22 protein-coding genes are annotated in these 20,389 nt (G+C 68.6%); 12 read left to right on the top strand and 10 right to left on the bottom strand.

Annotation, left to right across the window (positions count from 1 at the left end; all coding sequences use genetic code 11):
- The first annotated feature begins 80 nt into the window (after window positions 1-80).
- Genes ACOMD9_RS13255 through ACOMD9_RS13245 form a run of 3 tightly spaced genes read left to right on the top strand, consistent with a single transcriptional unit; the run spans window position 81 to window position 2,888 of the window.
- Window positions 81-881 (top strand): alpha/beta fold hydrolase, encoded by an 801-nt coding sequence (locus tag ACOMD9_RS13255; protein ID WP_421415769.1) that lies wholly within the window; start codon window positions 81-83, stop codon window positions 879-881.
- A gap of 2 nt (window positions 882-883) precedes the next feature.
- Window positions 884-1,747 (top strand): alpha/beta fold hydrolase, encoded by an 864-nt coding sequence (locus tag ACOMD9_RS13250; RefSeq protein ID WP_421415644.1) that lies wholly within the window; start codon window positions 884-886, stop codon window positions 1,745-1,747.
- 25 nt (window positions 1,748-1,772) lie between these two features.
- Window positions 1,773-2,888, top strand: coding sequence for a patatin-like phospholipase family protein (locus ACOMD9_RS13245; protein WP_421415642.1), 1,116 nt, complete (start codon window positions 1,773-1,775; stop codon window positions 2,886-2,888).
- On the opposite strand, the gene ACOMD9_RS13240 is transcribed toward ACOMD9_RS13245, so the two are convergent.
- The gene (locus ACOMD9_RS13240) at window positions 2,861-3,427 is read right to left on the bottom strand and encodes a Smr/MutS family protein (protein ID WP_421415640.1); all 567 of its coding nucleotides are present in this window, start codon (window positions 3,425-3,427) and stop codon (window positions 2,861-2,863) included. The genes ACOMD9_RS13245 and ACOMD9_RS13240 overlap by 28 nt on opposite strands.
- A 120-nt stretch (window positions 3,428-3,547) precedes the next feature.
- On the opposite strand from ACOMD9_RS13240, the gene prmB reads away from it, so the two are divergent.
- The 5 genes from prmB to phaC all read left to right on the top strand — a co-directional run bounded on the left by prmB (window position 3,548) and on the right by phaC (window position 8,573).
- Window positions 3,548-4,501, top strand: a complete 954-nt coding sequence (prmB, locus tag ACOMD9_RS13235; RefSeq protein WP_421415638.1) for a 50S ribosomal protein L3 N(5)-glutamine methyltransferase — start codon at window positions 3,548-3,550, stop codon at window positions 4,499-4,501.
- Window positions 4,502-4,528: 27 nt separating this feature from the next.
- Window positions 4,529-5,614, top strand: a complete 1,086-nt coding sequence (gene aroC / locus ACOMD9_RS13230) for a chorismate synthase (protein WP_421415636.1) — start codon at window positions 4,529-4,531, stop codon at window positions 5,612-5,614.
- A gap of 56 nt (window positions 5,615-5,670) precedes the next feature.
- On the top strand, window positions 5,671-6,054 hold the full coding sequence (locus ACOMD9_RS13225) for a DUF6489 family protein (protein ID WP_421415634.1): 384 nt from the start codon (window positions 5,671-5,673) through the stop codon (window positions 6,052-6,054).
- A gap of 121 nt (window positions 6,055-6,175) precedes the next feature.
- A complete protein-coding gene (locus ACOMD9_RS13220) occupies window positions 6,176-6,595 on the top strand; it encodes a phasin family protein (protein ID WP_421415632.1) in 420 nt (139 codons plus the stop codon).
- A 136-nt stretch (window positions 6,596-6,731) separates the two neighbouring features.
- The gene (gene phaC / locus ACOMD9_RS13215; RefSeq protein ID WP_421415630.1) at window positions 6,732-8,573 is read left to right on the top strand and encodes a class I poly(R)-hydroxyalkanoic acid synthase; all 1,842 of its coding nucleotides are present in this window, start codon (window positions 6,732-6,734) and stop codon (window positions 8,571-8,573) included.
- Between the two features lie 117 nt (window positions 8,574-8,690).
- On the opposite strand, the gene lnt is transcribed toward phaC, so the two are convergent.
- From lnt to miaB, 5 genes are all read right to left on the bottom strand, one after another.
- Window positions 8,691-10,157: an apolipoprotein N-acyltransferase gene (lnt, locus tag ACOMD9_RS13210; RefSeq protein WP_421415628.1), complete on the bottom strand. Its 1,467-nt coding sequence runs from the start codon at window positions 10,155-10,157 to the stop codon at window positions 8,691-8,693.
- Between the two features lie 30 nt (window positions 10,158-10,187).
- Window positions 10,188-11,057, bottom strand: a complete 870-nt coding sequence (locus ACOMD9_RS13205) for an HlyC/CorC family transporter (RefSeq protein WP_421415626.1) — start codon at window positions 11,055-11,057, stop codon at window positions 10,188-10,190.
- Window positions 11,054-11,575: an rRNA maturation RNase YbeY gene (gene ybeY / locus ACOMD9_RS13200; RefSeq protein ID WP_421415625.1), complete on the bottom strand. Its 522-nt coding sequence runs from the start codon at window positions 11,573-11,575 to the stop codon at window positions 11,054-11,056. Before ybeY ends, ACOMD9_RS13205 begins: the two co-directional genes overlap by 4 nt.
- The gene (locus ACOMD9_RS13195; RefSeq protein ID WP_421415622.1) at window positions 11,572-12,678 is read right to left on the bottom strand and encodes a PhoH family protein; all 1,107 of its coding nucleotides are present in this window, start codon (window positions 12,676-12,678) and stop codon (window positions 11,572-11,574) included. Before ACOMD9_RS13195 ends, ybeY begins: the two co-directional genes overlap by 4 nt.
- Before the next feature lie 189 nt (window positions 12,679-12,867).
- Window positions 12,868-14,211: a tRNA (N6-isopentenyl adenosine(37)-C2)-methylthiotransferase MiaB gene (miaB, locus tag ACOMD9_RS13190; RefSeq protein WP_421415619.1), complete on the bottom strand. Its 1,344-nt coding sequence runs from the start codon at window positions 14,209-14,211 to the stop codon at window positions 12,868-12,870.
- Window positions 14,212-14,458: 247 nt separating this feature from the next.
- On the opposite strand from miaB, the gene ACOMD9_RS13185 reads away from it, so the two are divergent.
- The 3 genes from ACOMD9_RS13185 (at window position 14,459) to ACOMD9_RS13175 (ending at window position 16,302) form a co-directional block, all read left to right on the top strand.
- A complete protein-coding gene (locus tag ACOMD9_RS13185; protein WP_421415616.1) occupies window positions 14,459-14,788 on the top strand; it encodes a DUF1820 family protein in 330 nt (109 codons plus the stop codon).
- Between the two features lie 260 nt (window positions 14,789-15,048).
- Window positions 15,049-15,642 carry a TIGR04211 family SH3 domain-containing protein gene (locus tag ACOMD9_RS13180; RefSeq protein WP_421415767.1) on the top strand — a complete coding sequence of 198 codons (594 nt, stop codon included), beginning with the start codon at window positions 15,049-15,051 and terminating at the stop codon, window positions 15,640-15,642.
- A 21-nt stretch (window positions 15,643-15,663) separates the two neighbouring features.
- Window positions 15,664-16,302 carry a class I SAM-dependent methyltransferase gene (locus ACOMD9_RS13175; protein ID WP_421415614.1) on the top strand — a complete coding sequence of 213 codons (639 nt, stop codon included), beginning with the start codon at window positions 15,664-15,666 and terminating at the stop codon, window positions 16,300-16,302.
- Window positions 16,303-16,372: 70 nt separating this feature from the next.
- Here ACOMD9_RS13175 and ACOMD9_RS13170 read toward each other — a convergent pair whose 3' ends face one another.
- The gene (locus ACOMD9_RS13170) at window positions 16,373-16,963 is read right to left on the bottom strand and encodes a YajG family lipoprotein (RefSeq protein WP_421415612.1); all 591 of its coding nucleotides are present in this window, start codon (window positions 16,961-16,963) and stop codon (window positions 16,373-16,375) included.
- A gap of 131 nt (window positions 16,964-17,094) precedes the next feature.
- On the opposite strand from ACOMD9_RS13170, the gene ACOMD9_RS13165 reads away from it, so the two are divergent.
- Window positions 17,095-17,535 carry a GNAT family N-acetyltransferase gene (locus ACOMD9_RS13165; protein WP_421415611.1) on the top strand — a complete coding sequence of 147 codons (441 nt, stop codon included), beginning with the start codon at window positions 17,095-17,097 and terminating at the stop codon, window positions 17,533-17,535.
- Between the two features lie 54 nt (window positions 17,536-17,589).
- Here ACOMD9_RS13165 and ACOMD9_RS13160 read toward each other — a convergent pair whose 3' ends face one another.
- The 3 genes from ACOMD9_RS13160 to cysT are packed head-to-tail and all read right to left on the bottom strand — an operon-like array spanning window position 17,590 to window position 20,386.
- The gene (locus tag ACOMD9_RS13160; RefSeq protein ID WP_421415609.1) at window positions 17,590-18,699 is read right to left on the bottom strand and encodes a sulfate/molybdate ABC transporter ATP-binding protein; all 1,110 of its coding nucleotides are present in this window, start codon (window positions 18,697-18,699) and stop codon (window positions 17,590-17,592) included.
- Window positions 18,696-19,523 carry a sulfate ABC transporter permease subunit CysW gene (cysW, locus tag ACOMD9_RS13155; protein WP_421415606.1) on the bottom strand — a complete coding sequence of 276 codons (828 nt, stop codon included), beginning with the start codon at window positions 19,521-19,523 and terminating at the stop codon, window positions 18,696-18,698. The genes ACOMD9_RS13160 and cysW overlap by 4 nt, the downstream gene beginning before the upstream one ends.
- Window positions 19,523-20,386, bottom strand: a complete 864-nt coding sequence (cysT, locus tag ACOMD9_RS13150) for a sulfate ABC transporter permease subunit CysT (RefSeq protein WP_421415603.1) — start codon at window positions 20,384-20,386, stop codon at window positions 19,523-19,525. Before cysT ends, cysW begins: the two co-directional genes overlap by 1 nt.
- Between the last annotated feature and the right edge of the window lie 3 nt (window positions 20,387-20,389).

Below are 20,389 nucleotides of genomic sequence, written 5' to 3'. Positions count from 1 at the left end.
TTTGCTTTCTGCGTTATCCTGTCGTTTCGATGGTAAACCCGTTAGTCTGCTACCGCTAGTCAGGACGCGCCGCCATGCCCATGCCTCCTCCCGACCGTGACACCCTGGTCTTCGCCCATGCCAATGGCTTCCCGGGGATCAGCTACCGCAGTTTCCTGGCCCCCCTGGCCGAGCGCTTCGACCTGCACCCGCTGGATCGCCTCGGGCATCATCCCGACTTCCCCGTCGGCCACAACTGGCTGGCGCTGCGCGACGAGCTGCTCGAATACCTGGTCGGCCACGAGGCGCCGGTGATCGGCGTGGGGCACTCCATGGGCGGTGTGCTGATGGCGATGGCCGCCGAGGCCGCCCCGGAGCGCTTTCGCTGCGTGGTGATGCTGGACCCGCCGCTGATGCTCGGCCTCGATGCCTGGGCCATGAAGGCGGCCAAGCGCTTCGGCTTCGTCGACCGGGTCACCCCGGCCGGCAAGACCCGAGGGCGGCGCGTCATCTGGCCCGATCGCGACGCGATGGGCAAGTACCTGCGTCGCCGTGGGCTGTTCCGGCGCTTCACCGAGCAGGCCCTGCGCGATTACATCGAGGGGGGGACGCGGCTGCTCGACGATGGTCGGGCCGTGCTGGTCTATGATCCCGAGGTCGAGGTGGAGGTCTTCCGCCATCTGCCCGATCACCTGGGCAGCCTGCCGCGGCGGCTGACGGTGCCGGTGGGGCTGCTCGCCGGCGTCGACTCCGACCTGATCACGCCACGTCGACGCCGGCGCCTGGTACGCCACGGGATACCGGTGTCCATGGTGCCCGGGTCCCACATGTTTCCCATGGAGCATCCCGACGAGACCCGTCAGGCCCTGCTTGCCACTCTCCACACCCTGCTGGACCAATGACCATGATCGATTCACGCCCCCTGCACCTTGCCGAGGGAAGGCTGGCTGGCCTGAGCTGGGGAGACGCACGCGCTCCGACCTGGCTGGCGCTCCACGGCTGGCTCGACAATGCGGCGAGCTTCTCGCGACTGGCCCCCCGCCTGGTCGAGCGGCTCGGTATCCGGGTGGTGGCCATCGACTTCAGTGGCCATGGCCTGTCTCGGCACCTGACCGGCGGGCGTGACTACGCCCTCTGGGATTACTGCCATGACCTGCTCGATGCCTGCGACCACCTGGGGCTCGAGCGGGCGACCCTGCTCGCCCACTCCATGGGAGCCGGCGTCGCCTGCCTGACCGCCGCGGCCCTGCCCGAGCGCATCGACCGCCTGATGCTGCTCGATGGCCTGGGCGCGGTGACCACCGAAGCCGCCGAGGCGCCGCGGCAGTTGCGCAAGGGACTGCTGGCGCATCGCCGCACGGTATCGCCGCCACCGAGCTATCCTGATATCAGGACCGCGGTCGCTGCGCGGGTGGCCGGCGGGGCCACCCCCATCGACGCCGAGACGGCCGAACCGCTGGTGAGGCGCAATCTCGAGCCCCTGACGGATGGACACCTGGCCCTGCGCACCGATGGGCGTCTGTTGCGCCCCTCGCCGGTGAGGCTCGACCGCGCTCAGGCCCTCGCCATGCTCGGCGCCATCGAATGCCCGGTGTTGCTGGTGGAGGGGGAGACAGGGATCCTCGGCAGTCGCGAGCCGGCGTCCCGTGCGCGAGCCGCGGTGCCACGGCTCGACCGCCGGGTGCTGCCGGGGGGCCACCACCTGCATCTGGAGCCGGGTGCCGTGGAGGGCGTGGCCCGGGTCATCGTCGACTGGAACAGGACATGAGGCGATCCACGGGGAGGGCTATTCGATGAGTGCGCGGCGTGTGGCCCTGCGGGAGGGCGGCAAGCGGGTGGCGCTGGTGCTGGGCAGCGGTGGTGCCCGTGGCTATGCGCATATCGGGGTCATCGAAGTGCTCGAGGCGCGGGGCTACGAGATCGTGGCGATCTCCGGCTGCTCCATGGGTGCCCTGGTCGGGGGCATCCATGCGGCGGGGGAGCTGCCTGCGTACCGCGACTGGGTCTGTCGGCTCGACTACTTCGACGTGCTGCGGCTGGTCGACGTCACCTGGAGTCCCATGGGGGCCATGCGCGCCAGCAAGGTCATGAGCAAGCTCGAGTCGCTGATCGGCACCACCCGCATCGAGGAGCTGCCGATCCCGGTCACCACCGTGGCCACCGACCTGGTACGCCAGCGCGAGGTCTGGTTCCAGAGCGGGCCGCTGCTGGAGGCGATCCGTGCCTCCATCGCCGTGCCCGGGGTGATCACGCCGGTACACCGTGGCGATCAGGTGCTGGTGGACGGCGGCCTGCTCAATCCCCTGCCGATCATTCCCATCGTCTCGGCCCATGCCGACCTGGTGCTGGCGGTGAATGCCACCGCGCACAGCCCACGCCCGGTGACGCTGGACGAGTTGCTGGCGGATGATGAACCGGACGAGGGGGAGCCGCACGACGGTTCCCGCCGCGATATCGTGGGGCAGCCATTCACCGGGTGGATGGAGGGCGTACGCGAGACCACGCGCCGGCTGCTCGACGGGTTCGGCCCCGCCAGCCCCCCGGAGGAAGAGGAGGAGGACGAGCAGGCCATCGGGCGTCGCGCCTGGGGTCGGCTGGACATGATCCTGGCCTCGTTCGACATCACCCAGGCGGCCCTGGCCAAGTACAAGGTAGCCGGCTATCCCCCCGACGTGCTGATCGAGGTGCCCAAGACGGTGTGCGGCGCCTACGAGTTCCATCGTGCCGAATCGCTGATCCGCCTGGGCCAGCGGCTGGCCATGGAGGCGCTCGACAGCTACGAGGGCCGCAAGCAGCAGGCATGGGGCAGCAGAGAGGCACTGGTGGTGGAGTCGCCGAAGCCGCCCGGCGAGCCGGGGGCGGGCGATCCCGAGGGTGGTCCTCAGCCGCGCCGTCGCAGCAGCACGTAGACCGCCCCGGTGCCGCCGTCGATCGCGGCGGCCGAGCAGAAGGCCAGCACCCCGGGCCACTCCCTGAGCCAGGCGTTCACGTGGCTCTTGATCACCGGGAAATCGCTGGTGGTGCCCCAGGCCTTGCCGTGCACCACGAGCACGCAGCGCCGGCCTTCGGCGGCGGCGTCGCGCAGGAAGGTCTCCAGTTCGCGCCGGGCTTCCTCCAGGGTGTAACCGTGCAGGTCGAGGCCGACCTCCCAGGCGATCCTGCCCCGCTTGAGCTGGCTGCGGGTTCGCCAGGGCAGGTCGGGCAGGGCGAAGTCGAGCGGCTCCGAGGGGCGCACCGGTTCCACCCGGCCGTCGGATGTCCGGCCCGTGCCGTGATCGTCGCGAGCGGCGGTCGCCGCTGCTCGGCGCTCGGCGGCGGAAGGGTCGGGGCGACGACGACGACCCGGATCGGCACGGTTGGTCTCGATCGGACGCACGCCGGCCTCGCGAAGGACCTGGCGAAAGGCATCGATGTCGTCGTCATCCGGGTGGTGGCGGTTTCGGCTCATTGGGCACTCGGGCTGGATCGGGAAGCGCCAGTATAGCGAGTCGAGCGTGGCTGTGAACCGCTCGGCCGGGTACAATCGGCCTTCTCTTGCCGCCCGCAACCGTCAACCACAGGATGTCACGTGGCCGCTTCCAACGACGCCTCCACCTCCACGCTCCAGCTCTCCGACAGCGAGCTTCGCGATGGCTTCATCACCCTGCGTGACTGCCTGCGCTGGGCCGCCAGCGAGTTCCATCTGGCCGGGCTCTTCTACGGCCATGGCACCGACTCTGCCTGGGACGAGGCGGTGGCCCTGACCCTGGGGGCCCTGCATCTGCCCTGGAACGTCGACCCGGCGGTGCTCGATGCGCGGCTGCTGCCCATGGAGCGTGCGCGTATCGTGTCGCTGGTGCGGGCCCGCATCGAAACCCGTCGCCCGCTGCCCTACCTGCTGGGCGAGGCCTTCTTCGCCGGTTTTCCCTTCAGCGTGGACGAGCGGGTGCTGATTCCGCGCTCACCCATCGCCGAGCTGGTCGAGCACGGCTTTGCCGCCTGGTTCCCCGCGCTGCCGCCGGCCCGGGTGCTCGACCTGTGCACCGGCTCGGGCTGCATCGGCATCGCCACGGCACTGCACCTGCCCACCTGCGAGGTGGACCTCGCCGACATCAGCCCCGAGGCCCTGGCCGTGGCGCGGGCCAACATCACCCGCCACGATGTCGGCGAGCGGGTCAGGGCGGTCGAGTCCGACCTCTTCGAGGGACTCGTCGGCCGGCGCTATGACCTGATCGTCTCCAACCCGCCCTACGTGGATGCCCGCGACCTGGTCACCATGCCCGCCGAGTTCCGTCATGAGCCGTCACTGGCGCTGGGCGCGGGGAGCGATGGCCTGGATATCGTGCGACGCATCCTGCGCCAGGCCCGTGACCACCTGAGCGACGACGGCGTGCTGATCGTCGAGGTCGGCAACTCCGACCGCCACCTGGAGGCGGCCTTCCCGGAGGTACCCTTCCTGTGGCTCGAATTCGAGCGCGGCGGCCAGGGGGTCTTCGCCCTGACCGCCGATGAACTCGACGCCCATGCGGCGTCCTTCGCCTGATCCACGACCCTTCGAGGAGGAGCGCCCATGTCCGGCAATACCTTCGGCAAGCTGTTCACCGTCACCACCTTCGGCGAGAGCCACGGCCCGGCGCTGGGGGCTATCGTCGACGGCTGCCCGCCGGGCCTGCCGCTCACCGAGGAGGACCTGCAGCGCGACCTGGATCGCCGTCGTCCCGGCAGTTCCCGCCACACCACCCAGCGGCGCGAACCCGACCGGGTGCGGATCCTCTCCGGCGTCTTCGAGGGAGTGACCACCGGCACGCCCATCGGCCTGCTGATCGAGAACACCGACCAGCGCTCCAGGGACTACTCGAAGATCAAGGACCAGTTTCGCCCGGCCCACGCCGACTACAGCTACCACCACAAGTACGGCATCCGCGACTACCGCGGCGGGGGGCGCTCCAGTGCCAGGGAGACCGCCATGCGGGTGGCGGCCGGGGCCATCGCCAAGCGGTACCTGGCGACCCAGGGCATCCGGGTGCGTGGCTACATGAGCCAGCTCGGTCCCATCGCCATCGACTTCAAGCAGTGGGAGGCGGTGGGCGACAATCCCTTCTTCTGTCCCGACCCGGACCGCGTGCCCGAGCTGGAGGCCTACATGGACCAGCTGCGCCGCGACCAGGACTCGGTGGGGGCACGGATCACCGTGGTCGCCGAGGGCGTGCCGCCGGGGCTGGGCGAGCCGGTGTTCGACCGCCTCGACGCCGAACTGGCCCACGGCCTGATGAGCATCAACGCCGTCAAGGGCGTGGAGATCGGCGACGGCTTCGCCGCCGTGGCCAGCCGCGGCAGCGAGCACCGCGACGAGATGACCCCCGAGGGCTTCCTCTCCAACCACGCCGGCGGGGTGCTCGGCGGCATCTCCAGTGGCCAGGCGATCGTCGCTCACCTGGCGCTCAAGCCGACTTCCAGCATCACCATTCCGGGGCGCAGCATCGATGTCCATGGCAATGCCGTCGAGGTGGTCACCAAGGGCCGCCATGACCCCTGCGTGGGCATCCGCGCCACGCCCATCGCCGAGGCGATGATGGCACTGACCCTGATGGACCACCTGCTGCGCCACCGTGGCCAGAACGCGGAGGTCAGCGTGGAGACGCCGCGGCTGCGTTGAGCCGCGGCCTCGGCCATGGCTGCTACACTTCAGTCACGATGACCAAGAGTACTGCCATGAAGATCAACGTCGAGTTCGACCTGACCCCCGAGGAGTTCCGCCAGGCACTGGGCCTGCCGGATGTCGAGGCCTTCCAGAAGGACCTGCTGAACCGGATCCAGAAGCAGATGGAATCCGGGGTGGAGGGCTACGATCCCATGAGCCTGATGCAGCCTTTCCTCCAGCAGTCCGGCTTGCCCCAGGGGCTTTCCCAGGGGTTGGCGAGCTTCGGCACCTACCAGCAGATGATGCTCGACATGCTGCGCAAGGCGGGGGCCGGCTCGGCCCAGCAGGGTGGCCAGGGCGATGGCGAGGCCGCCGGGCAGGATGACCCGTCACCATCCTCCGGGGGGCGCAAGGCTGCCGCCAGCGCCCGATCCCGCACCAGGCGGGATGGTTGATCATCTGCGCCGGGCGTCCTGGATCCTGTTGCAACCCCGCCTCCGGCAGACTACTCTTTGGTGCAGTGCAGCATGAAGGGTGGCCCTGCCGCCCATCCAGATCCCGCAAGGAGTAGCCGCCATGTCTGACAAGATGACCGACGCCTTCAACGAGCAGACCCGCCAGTTCTTCGAGCCGATGCGCAGGATCAACTCCCTGATGCTCGACAACATGGAGAAGATGACCCAGTACCAGCTGGAGTCGATGAAGCGCTACAGCCAGATGGGAACCGAGCGCATGCGCAGTGCCGGCGACGTCAGCGATGCCGAGAGCATGCGCGACTTCGGCACGCGCCAGGCCGAGATGATGAACGAGCTCTCCCGGCAGATGCTGGAGGACGCCCGGGCCATGAGCGAGATGAGCCTGGAGTTCAAGCAGCAGCTCGAGCAGCTCGTCGCCGAGCAGACCGGGACGACCGACAAGGCGGAGAAGACCGGCGGCAGCGACAAGTCCGCTCCGGCCAAGGCCACCAGCCAGTCTTCCCGCGGCAGCAAGAGCTGAGCGGAACGGCACCGAGATGGTGTGACCGAGCCTGGCCACACCGATGGCGGCTTCCCGGCACCCCGCATCGCGGGTGTCGGGGAGCGGCCTTTCATACATTGATGGCAATCAGTCGGCAGGAAGTCAGGAGGGGTCAATGCAGCCAGGGGTGCACGCACCGTCACAGGCCGAGCTCGAGGCATGGAACGCCCAGCTCAGGGAGATCGGCGAGGAGTATCGGGCCTTGATGGAGGACATGATGGAGCGCATGGTGCCCAGCGACGCCGCCGACTCCGTCTATGAGGACATGCGCGAGAGCTTCCGCGCGGGAGCCGAGTCGCTGATGCGCGATCCCTCCCTGCTGTGGCAGACCCAGTCGCGTCTCCTCCAGGACCAGTTCCAGCTGTGGCAGCAGGGCGTGCGGGCCCTGGCCGGCGAAGCGGTGGAGCCGCTGGTCACCCCGGCGAAGGGCGATCGTCGCTTCAACGACGAGGCCTGGACCAATGACCCCCGCTACCTGGCGATCATGCAGCAGTACCTGCTCTTCTCGCGGATGGTCGAGGAGCTGGTGGAGAACCTCGACGGCCTCGATGCCGGGCAGCAGCGCAACCTGGCCTTCTATGCCCGCCAGATGGTCAACGCCATGGCGCCCACCAACTTCGTCACCACCAACCCCGAGGTGATGCGCCGGACCCTGGAGACCCGCGGCCAGAACCTGCTCGACGGCCTGGCCCGGCTGCGCGAGGACCTGGCCAATTCCGCCGAGGGGCTCAACGTCACCATGACCGACCGCAACGCCTTCGAGATCGGCGACAACATCGCCGTCACCCCGGGTGCGGTGGTCTACGAGAACGAGCTGATCCAGCTGATCCAGTACAGCCCCGCCACCGAACAGGTCTTCAAGACCCCGCTGCTGATGGTGCCGCCCTGGATCAACAAGTACTACATCCTCGACCTGCGTCAGGACAATTCCCTGGTCAAGTGGCTGGTGGAACAGGGACACACCGTCTTCCTGGTCTCGTGGCGCAATCCGGGCCCGGAGCAGCGCGACCTGACCTGGGCCGACTACATGCAGATGGGGCCCATCGCCGCCATGGGGGCCATCGAGCAGGCCACCGGCGAGAAGTCGGTGAACCTGCTCAGCTACTGCATCGGCGGCACCCTGGCCGCCTCCACCGTGGCCTACCTCACCAGCACGCGGCGCGGGCGCAAGGTGAAGTCGGTGACCTACATGGCCACCCTGCAGGACTTCCGCGATCCCGGCGAGATCGGTGTCTTCCTCAGCGAGCCGGTGCTCCAGGGCATCGAGGCCAAGCTCGAGCGTGACGGCTATCTCGACGGACGCGTGATGGCGTACTCCTTCAACCTGCTGCGCGAGAACGACCTCTTCTGGTCCTTCTACATCAGCAACTACCTGAAGGGCGACAAGCCGGCCCCCTTCGACCTGCTCTACTGGAACACCGACGGCACCAACCTGCCGGCGGGCACCCACGCCTGGTACTTGCGCCACATGTACCTGGAGAATCGGCTGGTGGAGCCCGGCGGCATCGAGCTCGACGGGGTGAAGATCGACCTGCGCAAGGTTTCCACGCCGAGCTACTTCATCTCCACCCGTGACGACCATATCGCCAAGTGGAACAGCACCTACTACGGCGCCCTGCTGCCCAAGGGCGATGTGACCTTCGTGCTGGGCGGCTCGGGCCACATCGCCGGGATCGTCAATCCGCCGAGCCGCAACAAGTACGGCTACTGGACCAACGATGCGCTGCCCGAGACCCCGGAACAGTGGCTCGAGGGGGCCAAGCAGCACGAGGGTTCCTGGTGGCCCCACTGGCAGGCGTGGATCACCGGGAACGGCTACGCCGATCCCGAGAAGATGGTGCCGGCACGCCGGCCCGGCGAGGGCGAGCTGGATATCCTCGAGCCCGCCCCGGGGCGCTACGTGAAGATGACCATCCCCGAGGTGCTGGGCGAGACCCCGGCGTCGCCGGAAGCGTGAAGCCTTGAGCTTGAAGCTGTAAGCGCGCCGCTTCGCGGCTGGAAGCTTGAAGAGAAACCCCACGACTGCAAGGTTGGTGGGGTTTTGTCTGTCAGCTTCCAGCTTCCAGCTTCCAGCTTACGGCTTACGGTGCAGCTGGACCCCCGGAATCACCAGCAGGGCGGCGAGCAGCCAGACCGGCCAGCTGCCGGTGCGGGTGAAGGGCGTCAGCCCGCTCATGGGCACCACCTCGCCGGTGATGCTGGTGGTCTCGAACTGCGGCGCCCTGGCAGTGACCCTGCCTCGAGGGTCGATGATCACGGTCACCCCGTTGCTGGTGGCGCGGGCCACATAGCGGCCGTTCTCCAGGGCGCGCAGCCGGGCCATCTGCAGGTGCTGCAACGGGCCTATGGAGCGTCCGAACCAGGTGTCGTTGGAGACCGTCAGCAGCAGTTCGCTCTCCCTGGCCCGCTCGGCCACCAGGTCGGCGTAGATGATCTCGTAGCAGATGGCGTTGCCGATGGTGGTGCCTGCCGCCAGGATCGGTGCCTGCCGGGCCGGGCCGGGCGTCATGGCCGGCATGGGCAGGTCGAAGAAGGCGATGGTGCCGCGCAGCAGGTTCTCCAGCGGCAGGTACTCGCCGAAGGGCACCAGGTGCTCCTTGCGGTACTCGCCCTCCACGTCGCCCAGCCCGATCACGCTGTTGAAGTAGAGGCCCTGGCCGTCGCGCTGCAGGATGCCGGTGAGCAGGGCGGTGTCGGGTGACAGGTTGGACTGGACGCGTTCCAGGATCGGCCGGGCCTCCTCCTCGAACATCGGCAGGGCGGCCTCGGGCCAGACGATCAGGTCGAGGTCGTCGGGCTGGGCGCGGGTCAGCTCGCTGTAGGTGTTGGCCGCGACGCGCTGCCCCTCCGGGGTCCACTTGATCAGCTGGGGAAGGTTGCCCTGGAGCAGCGCGACCCGCAGCGGCTCGCCGGCGGGCTGGGTCCACTGGGTGGGCAGCGTCAGGGGAATGAGCCAGAGGGTGGCGATGGGCGCCAGTGCCCACCAGCGACGGCGCAGGAACTCGATGCCCAGGCTGCCGGTCAGGGCGGTGATCAGCGACAGGCCGTAGACCCCGACTACCGGCGCCCAGGGGGCGAGCGGCGAGTCCACGTGGGCGCTGCCCAGCAGCAGCCAGGGAAAGCCGGTGAACAGCCAGGTGCGCAGCCACTCGCCCAGCACCCAGGCCCCGGCGAAGGTGAGGGCGGCCAGGCGAGGCCCGCAGAGGCGGCGGTAGAGCCACAGGGTGAGGGCGAAGAACAGGGCCAGGCTGACCACGAACATGCCGGTGAGGAAGAGCGCCAGGGGGACGCCCGTGTAGCCGTAGTCATGGATCGACACGTAGACCCAGGACGCCCCCGAGCCGAACAGGCCGACCCCATAGCACCAGCCGCGCAGGGCGGCCTGGGCGGGCGTCAGGGCAGGCAGGCCGGCATACATCAGCCCGGCCGCCACCGGGGCCAGCCACCAGAGCTCGAAGGGAGAGGCGGTCAGGGTGGTGAGGACGCCTGCGGCCAGGGCCAGCAGGCAACCCAGTGCCGGGGAGAAGCGCAGCTCGTGCATCGTGGCCATCCTTGGGGGGGAACGCTCGGGTCAGTCGTTGGCCGGCTCGTCGCAGGGGTGGGCTTCGAGCAGGCGGATACGGCGATTGTCGGCATTGAGTACCGTGAAGCGCCACCCCCCGAGCTCGGCATGTTCACCGCGTCGTGGCAGGTGGCCGAAGCGCTGCATCACCAGGCCGCCCAGGGTGTCGAACTCGTCGTCCGGGAAACGGGTACGGAAGCGCTCGTTGAACTCCTCAATGGGAGTCAGGGCGCGGATGGCGTAGCGGCCGTCGCCGAGCTCGCGGATGTCCTCCTCCTCCTCGATGTCGTGCTCGTCCTCGATGTCGCCGACGATCTGTTCGAGGATGTCCTCGATGGTGACGATCCCGGCGGTCCCGCCGTACTCGTCCACCACGACCGCCATGTGGTTGTGGGTGTCGCGGAACTCCTTGAGCAGGCTGTTGAGACGCTTCGATTCCGGCACGAACATGGCGGGGCGCACCACCTCCTCGAGCCGGAACGGCAGCCCGTTCTCCTTGCCCTGGCGCAGCAGCGGCAGCAGGTCCTTGGCCAGCAGGATGCCCTTGACCTCGTCGAGGTTCTCGCCGATCACCGGGTAGCGGGAGTGGCCGGTCTCGAGGATCACCGGCAGGTACTCCTCCAGGGGCTGGTCGAGGGCGATGGCGGTGACCTGGGAGCGGGGGATGAGCACTTCGCGTACTTGCTGGTCGCTGATCTGCAGGGCGCCCTCGATGATCATCATGGCGTCCTGCTCGAGCTTGAGTCGGCTGGCCGCCTGGCGCAGGAACTCGAGCAGCTCGTCTCGCGAACTGGGTTCTTCGCTGTCGCTGGAAAGGGCGCTGAACAACTTCTCGAGCCAGGACTTGCCACCCTGGCTGGTCGATCGGTCTTCGCTCATGCGTCGGTTCTCTTGTCCTCGGTATCGGGGCCCGCAGAGGTGGGGCCGTCGCAGGTGTCGGCTCGATAGGGGTCGCTGATGCCCAGGCCGGCGAGGATCTCGCGTTCCAGTGCCTCCATGGCCTCGGCCTCGTCATCCTCGAGATGGTCGTATCCGAGCAGGTGCAGGGTGCCGTGCACCACCATATGAGCGTAGTGAGCGCCCAGCGACTTGTCCTGCTCCCGGGCCTCGCGAACCACCACCGGGTGGCAGATCACCAGGTCGCCGAGCAGCCCAAGCTCGATGCCGGGCGGGCTCTCGAAGGGGAAGGAGAGCACATTGGTGGGCCGGTCGCGCCCGCGGTAGTCGCGGTTCAGGGACCGGCTCTCCGCCTCGTCGACCAGGCGCACGGTCAGCTCCGACCCGGGGTCGACGTCATGGCGCGCCAGCACCGCGGCCACCCAGGCCTCGAGCTCGTCCGGGTCCGGCAGGCCTTCGGCCTCGATGGCGACCTGGCGGTCGATGAGCGGCCTGTTCATGAGTCGGCAGGCTCGCCGTTGCCCTGGTCGCCATGGCGCAGCCTGTCCTGCCTGGCGCGCTCCAGCCGCTCCTGTCGCAGGGTCTCGCGCTCCTCGCGCTGGGCGCGCTCGGAGGCTTCCTGTTCTGCCTCGAAGTGGTCGTAGGCCTCGATGATGCGCTGCACCAGGGGATGCCGCACCACGTCCTTGGCGGCGAAGTGGGTGACGCCGATGCCCGGGGTTCCCTTGAGCACGTCGAGGACCTGGATCAGCCCCGAGCTCTGGCCACGGGGCAGGTCCACCTGGGTGACGTCGCCGGTGATCACCGCGGTGGAGCCGAAGCCGATACGCGTGAGGAACATCTTCATCTGCTCGCGGGTGGTGTTCTGGCTCTCGTCGAGGATGATGAAGGCGTTGTTGAGGGTGCGCCCGCGCATGTAGGCCAGCGGGGCGATCTCGATCACCTGGCGCTCGATCAGCTTGGCCACCTGCTCGAAGCCGATCATCTCGTAGAGGGCGTCGTAGAGCGGGCGCAGGTAGGGATCGATCTTCTGGGCCAGGTCGCCGGGCAGGAAGCCGAGCTTCTCCCCGGCCTCCACCGCCGGGCGCACCAGCAGGATGCGGCGCACTTCCTGCTGGTTGAGGGCCTCCACCGCCGCGGCCACGGCCAGGTAGGTCTTGCCGGTGCCGGCCGGTCCGATGCCGAAATTGATGTCGTGGGCGCGGATGCTCTGGACATACCCCTGCTGGTTGAACCCGCGGGGCTTGATCAGCGTCCGCGGGGTACGCAGCAGCACCTCGCCCTCCTGCTCGGGACCTTCCTCCTCGTCCAGGGCCTCGAGGCCGGATTCCTGCAGGAAGAGGTGCACGGTATCTGGGGTCAGGTCGCTGCCCTCGGTTTCCCGGTAGAGGTGTTCGAGCACGTTGGCGGCGGCCTTGACGCGATGGCTGGGGCCGGCCAGCTGGAAGATGTTGCCGCGGTTGCGCAGGGTGATGCCCAGCCGGGACTCGACCAGCTTGAGGTGCTCGTCGCGCTGGCCGCAGAGGTTGGCCAGGCGGCGCGGGTCATTGGGCTCGAGATTGAGAGTGATGATGCGGTTGGCCTGGGTGGCTGGCTGGCTCAAGGCAGGGGAATCCGTGCGTTGTGTATGTGGCCTCAGCTTACTGCCCCGGCGGTCGCCGGGGCAATGCAAGGGCCGCAGATAGACTGCTCGGGGCTGGTGCGTCGACAGGCCCCGGGGTGCCGGACCGTCGAGGAGGCGCTGTGACCCCCTCTCCGGGCGCTACCGCTTCCCTGCGGCGCTCGATCAGGGTCAGTAGACTTCCGGCGAGGCGAGCTCGCCGCGCAGGGAGTTGGGCAGCGCCTCGGTGATCTCCACGTCGACGAAGAAGCCGATCAGCTCCATGGGGTTGGCGGCGCGGAAGTTGACGACCCGGTTGTTCTCGGTGCGCCCGGAGAGCTGCCCCGGGTCCTTCGGCGAGAAGCCGGTTACCAAGATGCGCTGGGTGGATCCCACCATGCGGCGGCTGATCTGCATCGCCTGCTGGTTGATGCGCTCCTGGAGGATCGCCAGGCGCTGCTTCTTGACGCTCTCCGGGGTGTCGTCGTCGAGGCTCGCCGCCGGGGTGCCGGGGCGCGCCGAGTAGACGAAGCTGAAGGAGTGGTCGAAGCCGATGCGGTGGATCAGGTCCATGGTCGCCTCGAAGTCCTCCGCGGTCTCGCCGGGGAAGCCCACGATGAAGTCCGAGGAGAAGCTGATGTCGGGGCGCAGCGCACGGATGCGCTCCATCTTCTCGATGTACGCCTCGACGGTGTGGCCGCGCTTCATCGCCGCCAGGATGCGATCGGAGCCGGCCTGCACCGGGAGGTGCAGGTGGCTGACCAGCTCGGGAATCTCCCCGAAGGCCTCGATCAGGCTGTCGGAGAACTCCACCGGGTGCGAGGTGGTGAAACGCACGCGGTCGATGCCCTCCACCGCGGCGACGCAGGCGATCAGCTCGGCCAGGTCGATCTCGTCGCCGAGCCGGTTCTCGCCGCGGTAGGCGTTGACGTTCTGGCCCAGCAGGTTGATCTCGCGCACGCCCTGGTCGGCCAGGTGGATCACCTCGTCCATCACCGCCTCGAAGGGGCGCGAGACCTCCTCGCCGCGGGTGTAGGGCACCACGCAGAAGGTGCAGTACTTGGAGCAGCCCTCCATCACCGAGACGAAGGCGGTGGCGCCGTCGGAGCTCGGCTTGGGCAGGTGGTCGAACTTCTCGATCTCCGGGAAGGTGACGTCGACCACCGAGATCTGGTCGTCACGACGCGCGTCGAGCATGGATGGCACCCGGTGCAGGGTCTGGGGGCCGAACACCATGTCCACGTAGGGGGCGCGCTTGCGCAGGGCCTCGCCCTCCTGGCTGGCGACGCAGCCGCCCACGCCGATCACCAGGTCGGGATTGGCCTCCTTGAGCTTCTTCCAGCGACCGAGCTGGTGGAACACCTTCTCCTGGGCCTTCTCGCGGATCGAGCAGGTGTTGAGCAGGATGACGTCGGCTTCACGCTCGTCGTCGGTGATCTCCAGCTGGTGGGATTCGCCGAGCAGATCCGCCATGCGCGCGGAGTCGTACTCGTTCATCTGGCAGCCGTGCGTCTTGATGAAGAGTTTCTTCGCCATAAGAATAGGGTCGTGGCGCCAGGCGCCCGACGTCTGTCACCGATGAAGATGAATGAGGGTCGCGAGGTCCTCGCGAGGATGTGGCCAGGTGCGGCCCTTCGAATGACCCCGCATTATACGCGGGCACCCTCCGCGGGGCCAGCACGCCGGGTGCGAAGTGGCCGACTGTGGTACCCTTGTCGCCTCGCGACAGGGCGTGACGCGCAAGCGTTCCATTCAGGATGACAGTCGAGGAACAGGCACCATCATGGCGGCCAAGCCGATCTATCGAGTGGTATTCCACCAGCAGGGCGAGGTCTGGGAGCTCTACGTCCGCGAGATCTTCCAGAGCGAGCTCTGGGGCTTCATCGAGGTCGAGGCGTTCGTCTTCGAGGATGCCTCGAAGCTGGTCGTGGACCCTTCCACCGAGAAGCTGCGGCGTACCTTCGAGGACGTGAGTCGCAGCTACCTGCCGTTGAACGCCATCGTGCGCATCGACGAGGTGGAGCGGGAGGGGCCGCCGAGAGCGGTGAAGAGCGAGGGCCGAGTGGCGGAGTTCCCGCGGCCCTTCGCCCCGCCGCCCAGGGGCGATCGCTGAACCCTGCTCACGGATTGACCAGGCCGGGCGAGGTCGGGCAGGACCGCCCCCGGCGCAGGCTTTCCAGCGGTTTTCCCGGTACTTGTCCACAGGTGCTGTGGAAAACGTTAAGCCGGCTCCCTCAGGGGCCGGCCGGGTCTCATCGGGCCGTCGCCGGGAGGAAGCCGGTGGCGGCCACGGGTCGCGGTGGAACAGATCCCGCCAGATACAGCCAGGACGACGGCATGACGAAACACGACTTCAAGTTCTTGACCATGGGCATGGCGCTGGGGCTTCTCTCCCTGCCGCTGCATGCCCAGGAGGCCGATGACGACACCCATTGGGTTTCCGACTCACTGACCACCTATGTACGCAGTGGCCCCACCGATGGTTACCGTATCATCGGCACCCTCACCGCCGGCGAGCCCGTCACCCTGCTCGAGACGAGCGGCGATTACTCCCGGGTGGAAGACGGCGACGGCAGCACCGCCTGGGTGCTGAGCAGCGAGCTCCAGGAGACCCCCAGTGCCCAGGTGCGCCTGCCGGAGCTGGAATCCCGGCTGGCCGAACTGACCGGGGAGCTGGACGGTATCAATGACGAGTGGGAGAGCCGTGTCGCCTCCATGACCGAGTCCCTGGGGGCACGCGAGCAGCGCATCGAGGAGCTGGAGAGTCGCAACCGCGAACTCGACGCCGAGGCGGAGCAGTCGCGCGGGACGATTCGCCAGCTGCAGGCACGCCTGGATACCCAGGAGGAGGACCTGCTGCTGCGCTACTTCATGTACGGCGGCGGCGTGGCCGGGGGCGGCCTGCTGGTCGGGCTGATCATCCCCCACCTCCCGCGTCGCCGCAAGAAGCGCGACCGCTGGTTCTGATACCGGTTGCGAGGAGCGAAGATGGCCAACGAATGGCTCGATCGCTGGCGGACGGGGCGCATCGGCTTCCACCGCGAACGCCCCCATCCGTCGCTGGTGCGGCACTGGCCCCTGCTGGGCGTGACACCCGGCACCAAGGTGCTGGTGCCACTGTGCGGCAAGAGCCTGGACATGCGCTGGCTGGGACAGCACGACCACCCGGTGCTGGGCATCGAGCTCGCCCCCGAGGCCATCGAGCAGTTCGTCGCCGCCGGGGCAGGGGAGGTATCGCGCTATCGCCACGGCGACTTCGAGATCTGCCGGCAGGGCAACGTGGAGCTGTGGTGTGGTGACTTCTTCCACTTCCATATCGAGCAGGCGGCGGAGATCGGTGCCTTCTACGACCGCGCCGCCCTGATCGCCCTGCCGCCGGCCACCCGGCAGCGCTACGCCTTCCACCTGGCCCAGCTGATTCCTCCCGGTGCTCGCGGGCTGCTGATCAGCCTGGTCCGGGCGCCCGGCGACGACGGCGGTCCGCCCTTCGGCGTGACCGCCGAGGAGGTGCGCGAGCTGTTCGACCCCAACTTCCAGGTCACCCACCTCGAGGATGGCGAGCCGGAAGCCGGCAGCGGCTTTCGCGAGAGCGCCTGGGCCCTGGTGAGACGAGGGCCCTCCGTGTAACGGAATCGCACGGTGACGGCGAAGGGGCCACCCCAGGGGGTGGCCCCTTCGTGCGCGGCAGGCCTGGCGGTTACCTCGCCAGCAGTCGGCCCAGCTCCGGATCGCGGAAGGCGCGGTCCAGGCCGTCGGAGAGCAGGTCGTTGACCATGCGGGTGTTGGTGTCGCGGTCGGGGCGCACGGCAAAGCTCTGGGTGCGCCGCGAGGTGTAGGTGCCGGTGTAGGTGTTGCCGCCATTGACTGCCTCGGCGACGAATACCGCCTCCAGCCGTGCCTCGCCGATCACCGGTCGGCTCTCGCCACGCTCGTAGCCGAGATGCTCCAGCGTCAGGGTCAGGCGGGGGCGGCCCTCGGCCTGCTCGGTGGTGGGCGAGAACCCCATCTCGCGTACCGCCCTCTCGGCCTCGGCCTGGAGCCGCGGCATCAACTCGTGGGCGTTGACGGTGATGGTGGCCGTCGACATGGCGCTGCCGCCGCGGGTGCCGATCACCTCGCTGTCACGGCCATCCATTGCCACCACGGTGATCGGCTGGCCGCTGCCGGTCCGCGGGACCTCGGCGGTGCGCTTCGGGTCGAGCTGCAGGTAGTGGGGACTGGCACAGCCGGCCAGCCAGAGGCCGGTGAACAGCGCGGCGGAGAGACGAAGAAGGTGGCGACGGTGCATCCGGAGGCTCCCGATGGATCAAAGTTCGAGGCGAGTATATCGCCTCTCTGCCGCAGGCGTCATGACGGCAAGGCGAGCCAGGGGCGCCGTGGAGCGGTTACACTGTCGGGATCGACCAATGGATGGCTACCATGATACGACCCGCGACGCCTGAGGACCTGCCGCTCCTCGTCGACATCTGGCTGCGAGCCTCGTGCCAGGCCCATGATTTCATCCCTGCCGAGTTCTGGGAGGCGCGGGCCGAGGAGATGGCCCGCGACTACCTGCCCAGCGCCGAGGTCCACGTGCTGGATGTGGGCGACCGGGTGATCGGCTTCGCTGCCCTCGATGGCGACCACCTCGAGGCCCTGTTCGTCGACCCCGGGGTGCAGAGCTACGGTCACGGTACCCGGCTGATGGCCCATGCCATGGAGCACCACGCTTCCATTACCCTGCGTGTCTACTCGCGCAACGTACGCGCCGTCTCCTTCTACCTTCGGCTGGGCTTCCAGGCCTGCGGTGAGCGCGAGGATCCGCGGACGGGCGAGCGGGAGACGTTGATGCGCTGGACGCGTCAGCAGGGCTCCGCGTGAACCCCCCGTCGGCGGCCCTCGCGTGATTCGCCACGGATGGCCGATCCCGAGGCCTCACGATACCTCTTGAGCGGCTCTCGTCCGGTGGGTGCCCGATGCCGCGGGGAAGCGATGCCAGCGCCGCGGCACGGCGTAGAGCCGCTGGCCGCGGTGCAGGTCGAGGTGCTCGTAGTCGGTGTGACGAACCGTGGCGAGCCATGGCTCGCCCAGCCAGTCCGCGGCGAGCTCCACCCTCACCTCGGCGCCCACCGGCGAGATGGCGGTGACGGTGACCGGCAGCCTGGCCTCGGCCGTCGGGGTCTCCACCAGCATGACCTCGTGGGGGCGCAGCAGCAGCTCCTCCGGGCCGTCCGGCAGCTCCACCGAGAGGTGCGCCTCGCCACAGGTGAGGATGCCGTCGCGCACCTCGCCCTCCAGGTGGTTCACATCGCCGAGGAACTCGAAGACGAAGCGGTTGGCCGGCGCCCGGTAGAGGTCGTCGGGCGTGTCGATCTGCTCGATGCGGCCGTTGCTCATCACCGCCACCCGGTCGGAGAGCTCCAGGGCCTCCTCCTGATCGTGGGTGACGAAGACGCTGGTGAAGCCCAGTTCGTCGTGGAGGTGGCGCAGCCAGCGGCGCAGCTCCTGGCGCACCTTGGCGTCCAGGGCGCCGAAGGGCTCGTCGAGAAGCAGGACGTCGGGACGCAGCGCCAGGGCGCGGGCCAGCGAGACCCGCTGCTGCTGGCCGCCGGAGAGCTGGGCCGGATAGCGGTTGGCCAGCCGCTCGAGCTGGACCATTTCCAGCAGGCGGTGGACCCGGGCGCGGATCTCGCCGGTGGTGGGGCGGCTCCTGCGCGGCATCACTGTCAGGCCGAAGGCGACGTTGTCGAACACCGTCATGTGGCGAAACAGTGCATAGTGCTGGAAGACGAAGCCGATGCGTCGGTCGCGCACGTGCAGGCCGGTGACGTCGCGGTCGCCGAAGAGGATGCGCGCCCCGGCATCCGGGTCCGCGCTCTCGAGTCCGGCGATGATGCGCAGCAGGGTGGTCTTGCCGGAGCCCGAAGGGCCGAGCAGGCCGACCAGCTCACCGTCGTGGATGTCGAGGTTCACCGGTTCCAGGGCCCGGGTGCGCTGGCGCCCGGCGCCGAAGTGCTTGCCGATGTTGTGCAGGCGAATGCTCATGCGTGAGCCTCCTGGCGCGCGACGCGCCATTCCAGGCCGGCCTTGGCGGCCAGCGTCAACAGGGCGATCAGGGCCAGCAGGGCGGCGCTGGCGAAGGCGCCCACGGTGTTGTAGTCCTGGTACAGCTGTTCCAGGTGCAGCGGCAGGGTGTTGGTCTGGCCGCGGATGGCGCCGGAGACCACCGACACCGCGCCGAACTCGCCCACCGCGCGGGCATTGGTCAGTATCACCCCGTAGAGCAGCGCCCAGCGGATGTTGGGCAGGGTCACGCGGCGGAACAGCGTCCACCCGGAGGCGCCCAGCGTCACGGCGGCCTCCTCGTCGCGGGAGCCCTGAGCCTGCATCAGCGGGATCAGCTCCCGGGCCACGAAGGGACAGGTGACGAAGATGGTCACCATCAGGATGCCCGGCCAGGCGAACATCAGCTGGATGTCATGGGTGTCCAGCCAGCCGCCGATCCAGCCGTTGCGGCCGTAGAGCAGCAGGTAGATCAGGCCCGCCACCACCGGCGAGACGGCGAAGGGGATGTCGATCAGGGTCTGCAGCAGGCGACGGCCGGGGAAGCTGAAGCGGGTCACCAGCCAGGCCAGCGCTACCCCGAACACCAGGCAGACCGGAATGGTCAGCACGGTGATGAACAGCGTCAGGCCGATCGCCGCCAGGGTGTAGCGGTCGCTGACGTTGCTCCAGAAGACGCCGACGCCCTGGGCGAAGGCCTGGGCGAAGATCGCCACCAGGGGCAGCAGCAGGAACAGCGCCGCCAGTGACACGGCGGCGAGGATCAGGGTCCGGCGTACCGCCGGGGCATCACCGATACGTTGCATCAGCCGCGCCCTCCATGCAGGCGCCTGGCGAAGCGCCCCTGCCAGATGTTGATCGCCAGCAGCAGCGCCAGCGACACGAACAGCACCACCGAGGCGATGGCCGAGGCGCCGGCGTAGTCGTACTCCTGCAGCCTGACGAAGATCATCAGCGCGGTGATCTCGGTCTCGAAGGGCATGTTGCCGGCGATGAAGATGATCGCCCCGAACTCGCCCAGGGAGCGCACGAAGGCCAGGCCGGTGCCGGTCACCAGCGCCGGCCACAGGTGCGGCAGGATCACCCGCCGGAAGGCCACGCCGTCACCGGCACCCAGTGTCATCGCCGCCTCGTCCACCTCGTGGGGCAGGTCCTCGAGTACCGGTTGCACGGTGCGCACCACGAAGGGAATGCTGGTGAAGGCCATGGCCAGGGCGATGCCTGCCCAGGTGTAGGCCACCTGCAGGCCCAGCGGCTCGAGCAGCCGGCCCATCCAGCCGTTGCTCGAGTAGAGGGTGGCCAGGGTGATGCCGGCCACCGCCGTGGGCAGGGCGAAGGGCAGGTCCATCAGGGCGTCGAGCAGGCGCTTGCCGGGAAACGCGTAGCGCACCAGCACCCAGGCCAGGAGGAGGCCGAAGGCGGCGTTGACCAGCGCCGCCACCGCGGCGGCGCCGATGGTCACGGTGTAGCTGGCCACCACGCGGCCGTCGCTGATGATCGCCCAGTACTCGGCCAGGCTGAGATCGGCCAGCTGGCCGAACAGCCCGGTCATCGGCAGCAGCAGTACCAGCGACACGAACAGCAGGCTCACGCCCAGCGACAGGCCGAAGCCCGGCAGCACCCGTCTGGGGGTGCGGCCGAACGCGAAGGGAAGGGCGCGGGTGCTCATGGG

It is taken from the genome of Halomonas terrestris (assembly GCF_049166755.1).
GTDB lineage: Bacteria > Pseudomonadota > Gammaproteobacteria > Pseudomonadales > Halomonadaceae > Halomonas.
This window is presented reverse-complemented; position numbering and strand designations above follow the sequence as displayed.

Bases quoted from the DNA above. Each gene is read 5' to 3' on its own strand.
- ACOMD9_RS13180 (WP_421415767.1), top strand. From the start codon at position 15,049: ATGGCGCTGGGGCTTCTCTCCCTGCCGCTGCATGCCCAGGAGGCCGAT.
- cysW (WP_421415606.1), bottom strand. From the start codon at position 19,523: ATGCAACGTATCGGTGATGCCCCGGCGGTACGCCGGACCCTGATCCTC.
- ACOMD9_RS13245 (WP_421415642.1), top strand. From the start codon at position 1,773: ATGAGTGCGCGGCGTGTGGCCCTGCGGGAGGGCGGCAAGCGGGTGGCG.
- ACOMD9_RS13225 (WP_421415634.1), top strand. From the start codon at position 5,671: ATGAAGATCAACGTCGAGTTCGACCTGACCCCCGAGGAGTTCCGCCAG.
- ACOMD9_RS13250 (WP_421415644.1), top strand. From the start codon at position 884: ATGATCGATTCACGCCCCCTGCACCTTGCCGAGGGAAGGCTGGCTGGC.
- ybeY (WP_421415625.1), bottom strand. From the start codon at position 11,575: ATGAACAGGCCGCTCATCGACCGCCAGGTCGCCATCGAGGCCGAAGGC.
- ACOMD9_RS13205 (WP_421415626.1), bottom strand. From the start codon at position 11,057: ATGAGCGAAGACCGATCGACCAGCCAGGGTGGCAAGTCCTGGCTCGAG.
- ACOMD9_RS13255 (WP_421415769.1), top strand. From the start codon at position 81: ATGCCTCCTCCCGACCGTGACACCCTGGTCTTCGCCCATGCCAATGGC.
- phaC (WP_421415630.1), top strand. From the start codon at position 6,732: ATGCAGCCAGGGGTGCACGCACCGTCACAGGCCGAGCTCGAGGCATGG.
- ACOMD9_RS13160 (WP_421415609.1), bottom strand. From the start codon at position 18,699: ATGAGCATTCGCCTGCACAACATCGGCAAGCACTTCGGCGCCGGGCGC.
- ACOMD9_RS13170 (WP_421415612.1), bottom strand. From the start codon at position 16,963: ATGCACCGTCGCCACCTTCTTCGTCTCTCCGCCGCGCTGTTCACCGGC.
- ACOMD9_RS13220 (WP_421415632.1), top strand. From the start codon at position 6,176: ATGTCTGACAAGATGACCGACGCCTTCAACGAGCAGACCCGCCAGTTC.
- lnt (WP_421415628.1), bottom strand. From the start codon at position 10,157: ATGCACGAGCTGCGCTTCTCCCCGGCACTGGGTTGCCTGCTGGCCCTG.
- ACOMD9_RS13240 (WP_421415640.1), bottom strand. From the start codon at position 3,427: ATGAGCCGAAACCGCCACCACCCGGATGACGACGACATCGATGCCTTT.
- aroC (WP_421415636.1), top strand. From the start codon at position 4,529: ATGTCCGGCAATACCTTCGGCAAGCTGTTCACCGTCACCACCTTCGGC.
- miaB (WP_421415619.1), bottom strand. From the start codon at position 14,211: ATGGCGAAGAAACTCTTCATCAAGACGCACGGCTGCCAGATGAACGAG.
- ACOMD9_RS13165 (WP_421415611.1), top strand. From the start codon at position 17,095: ATGATACGACCCGCGACGCCTGAGGACCTGCCGCTCCTCGTCGACATC.
- cysT (WP_421415603.1), bottom strand. From the start codon at position 20,386: ATGAGCACCCGCGCCCTTCCCTTCGCGTTCGGCCGCACCCCCAGACGG.
- ACOMD9_RS13185 (WP_421415616.1), top strand. From the start codon at position 14,459: ATGGCGGCCAAGCCGATCTATCGAGTGGTATTCCACCAGCAGGGCGAG.
- ACOMD9_RS13175 (WP_421415614.1), top strand. From the start codon at position 15,664: ATGGCCAACGAATGGCTCGATCGCTGGCGGACGGGGCGCATCGGCTTC.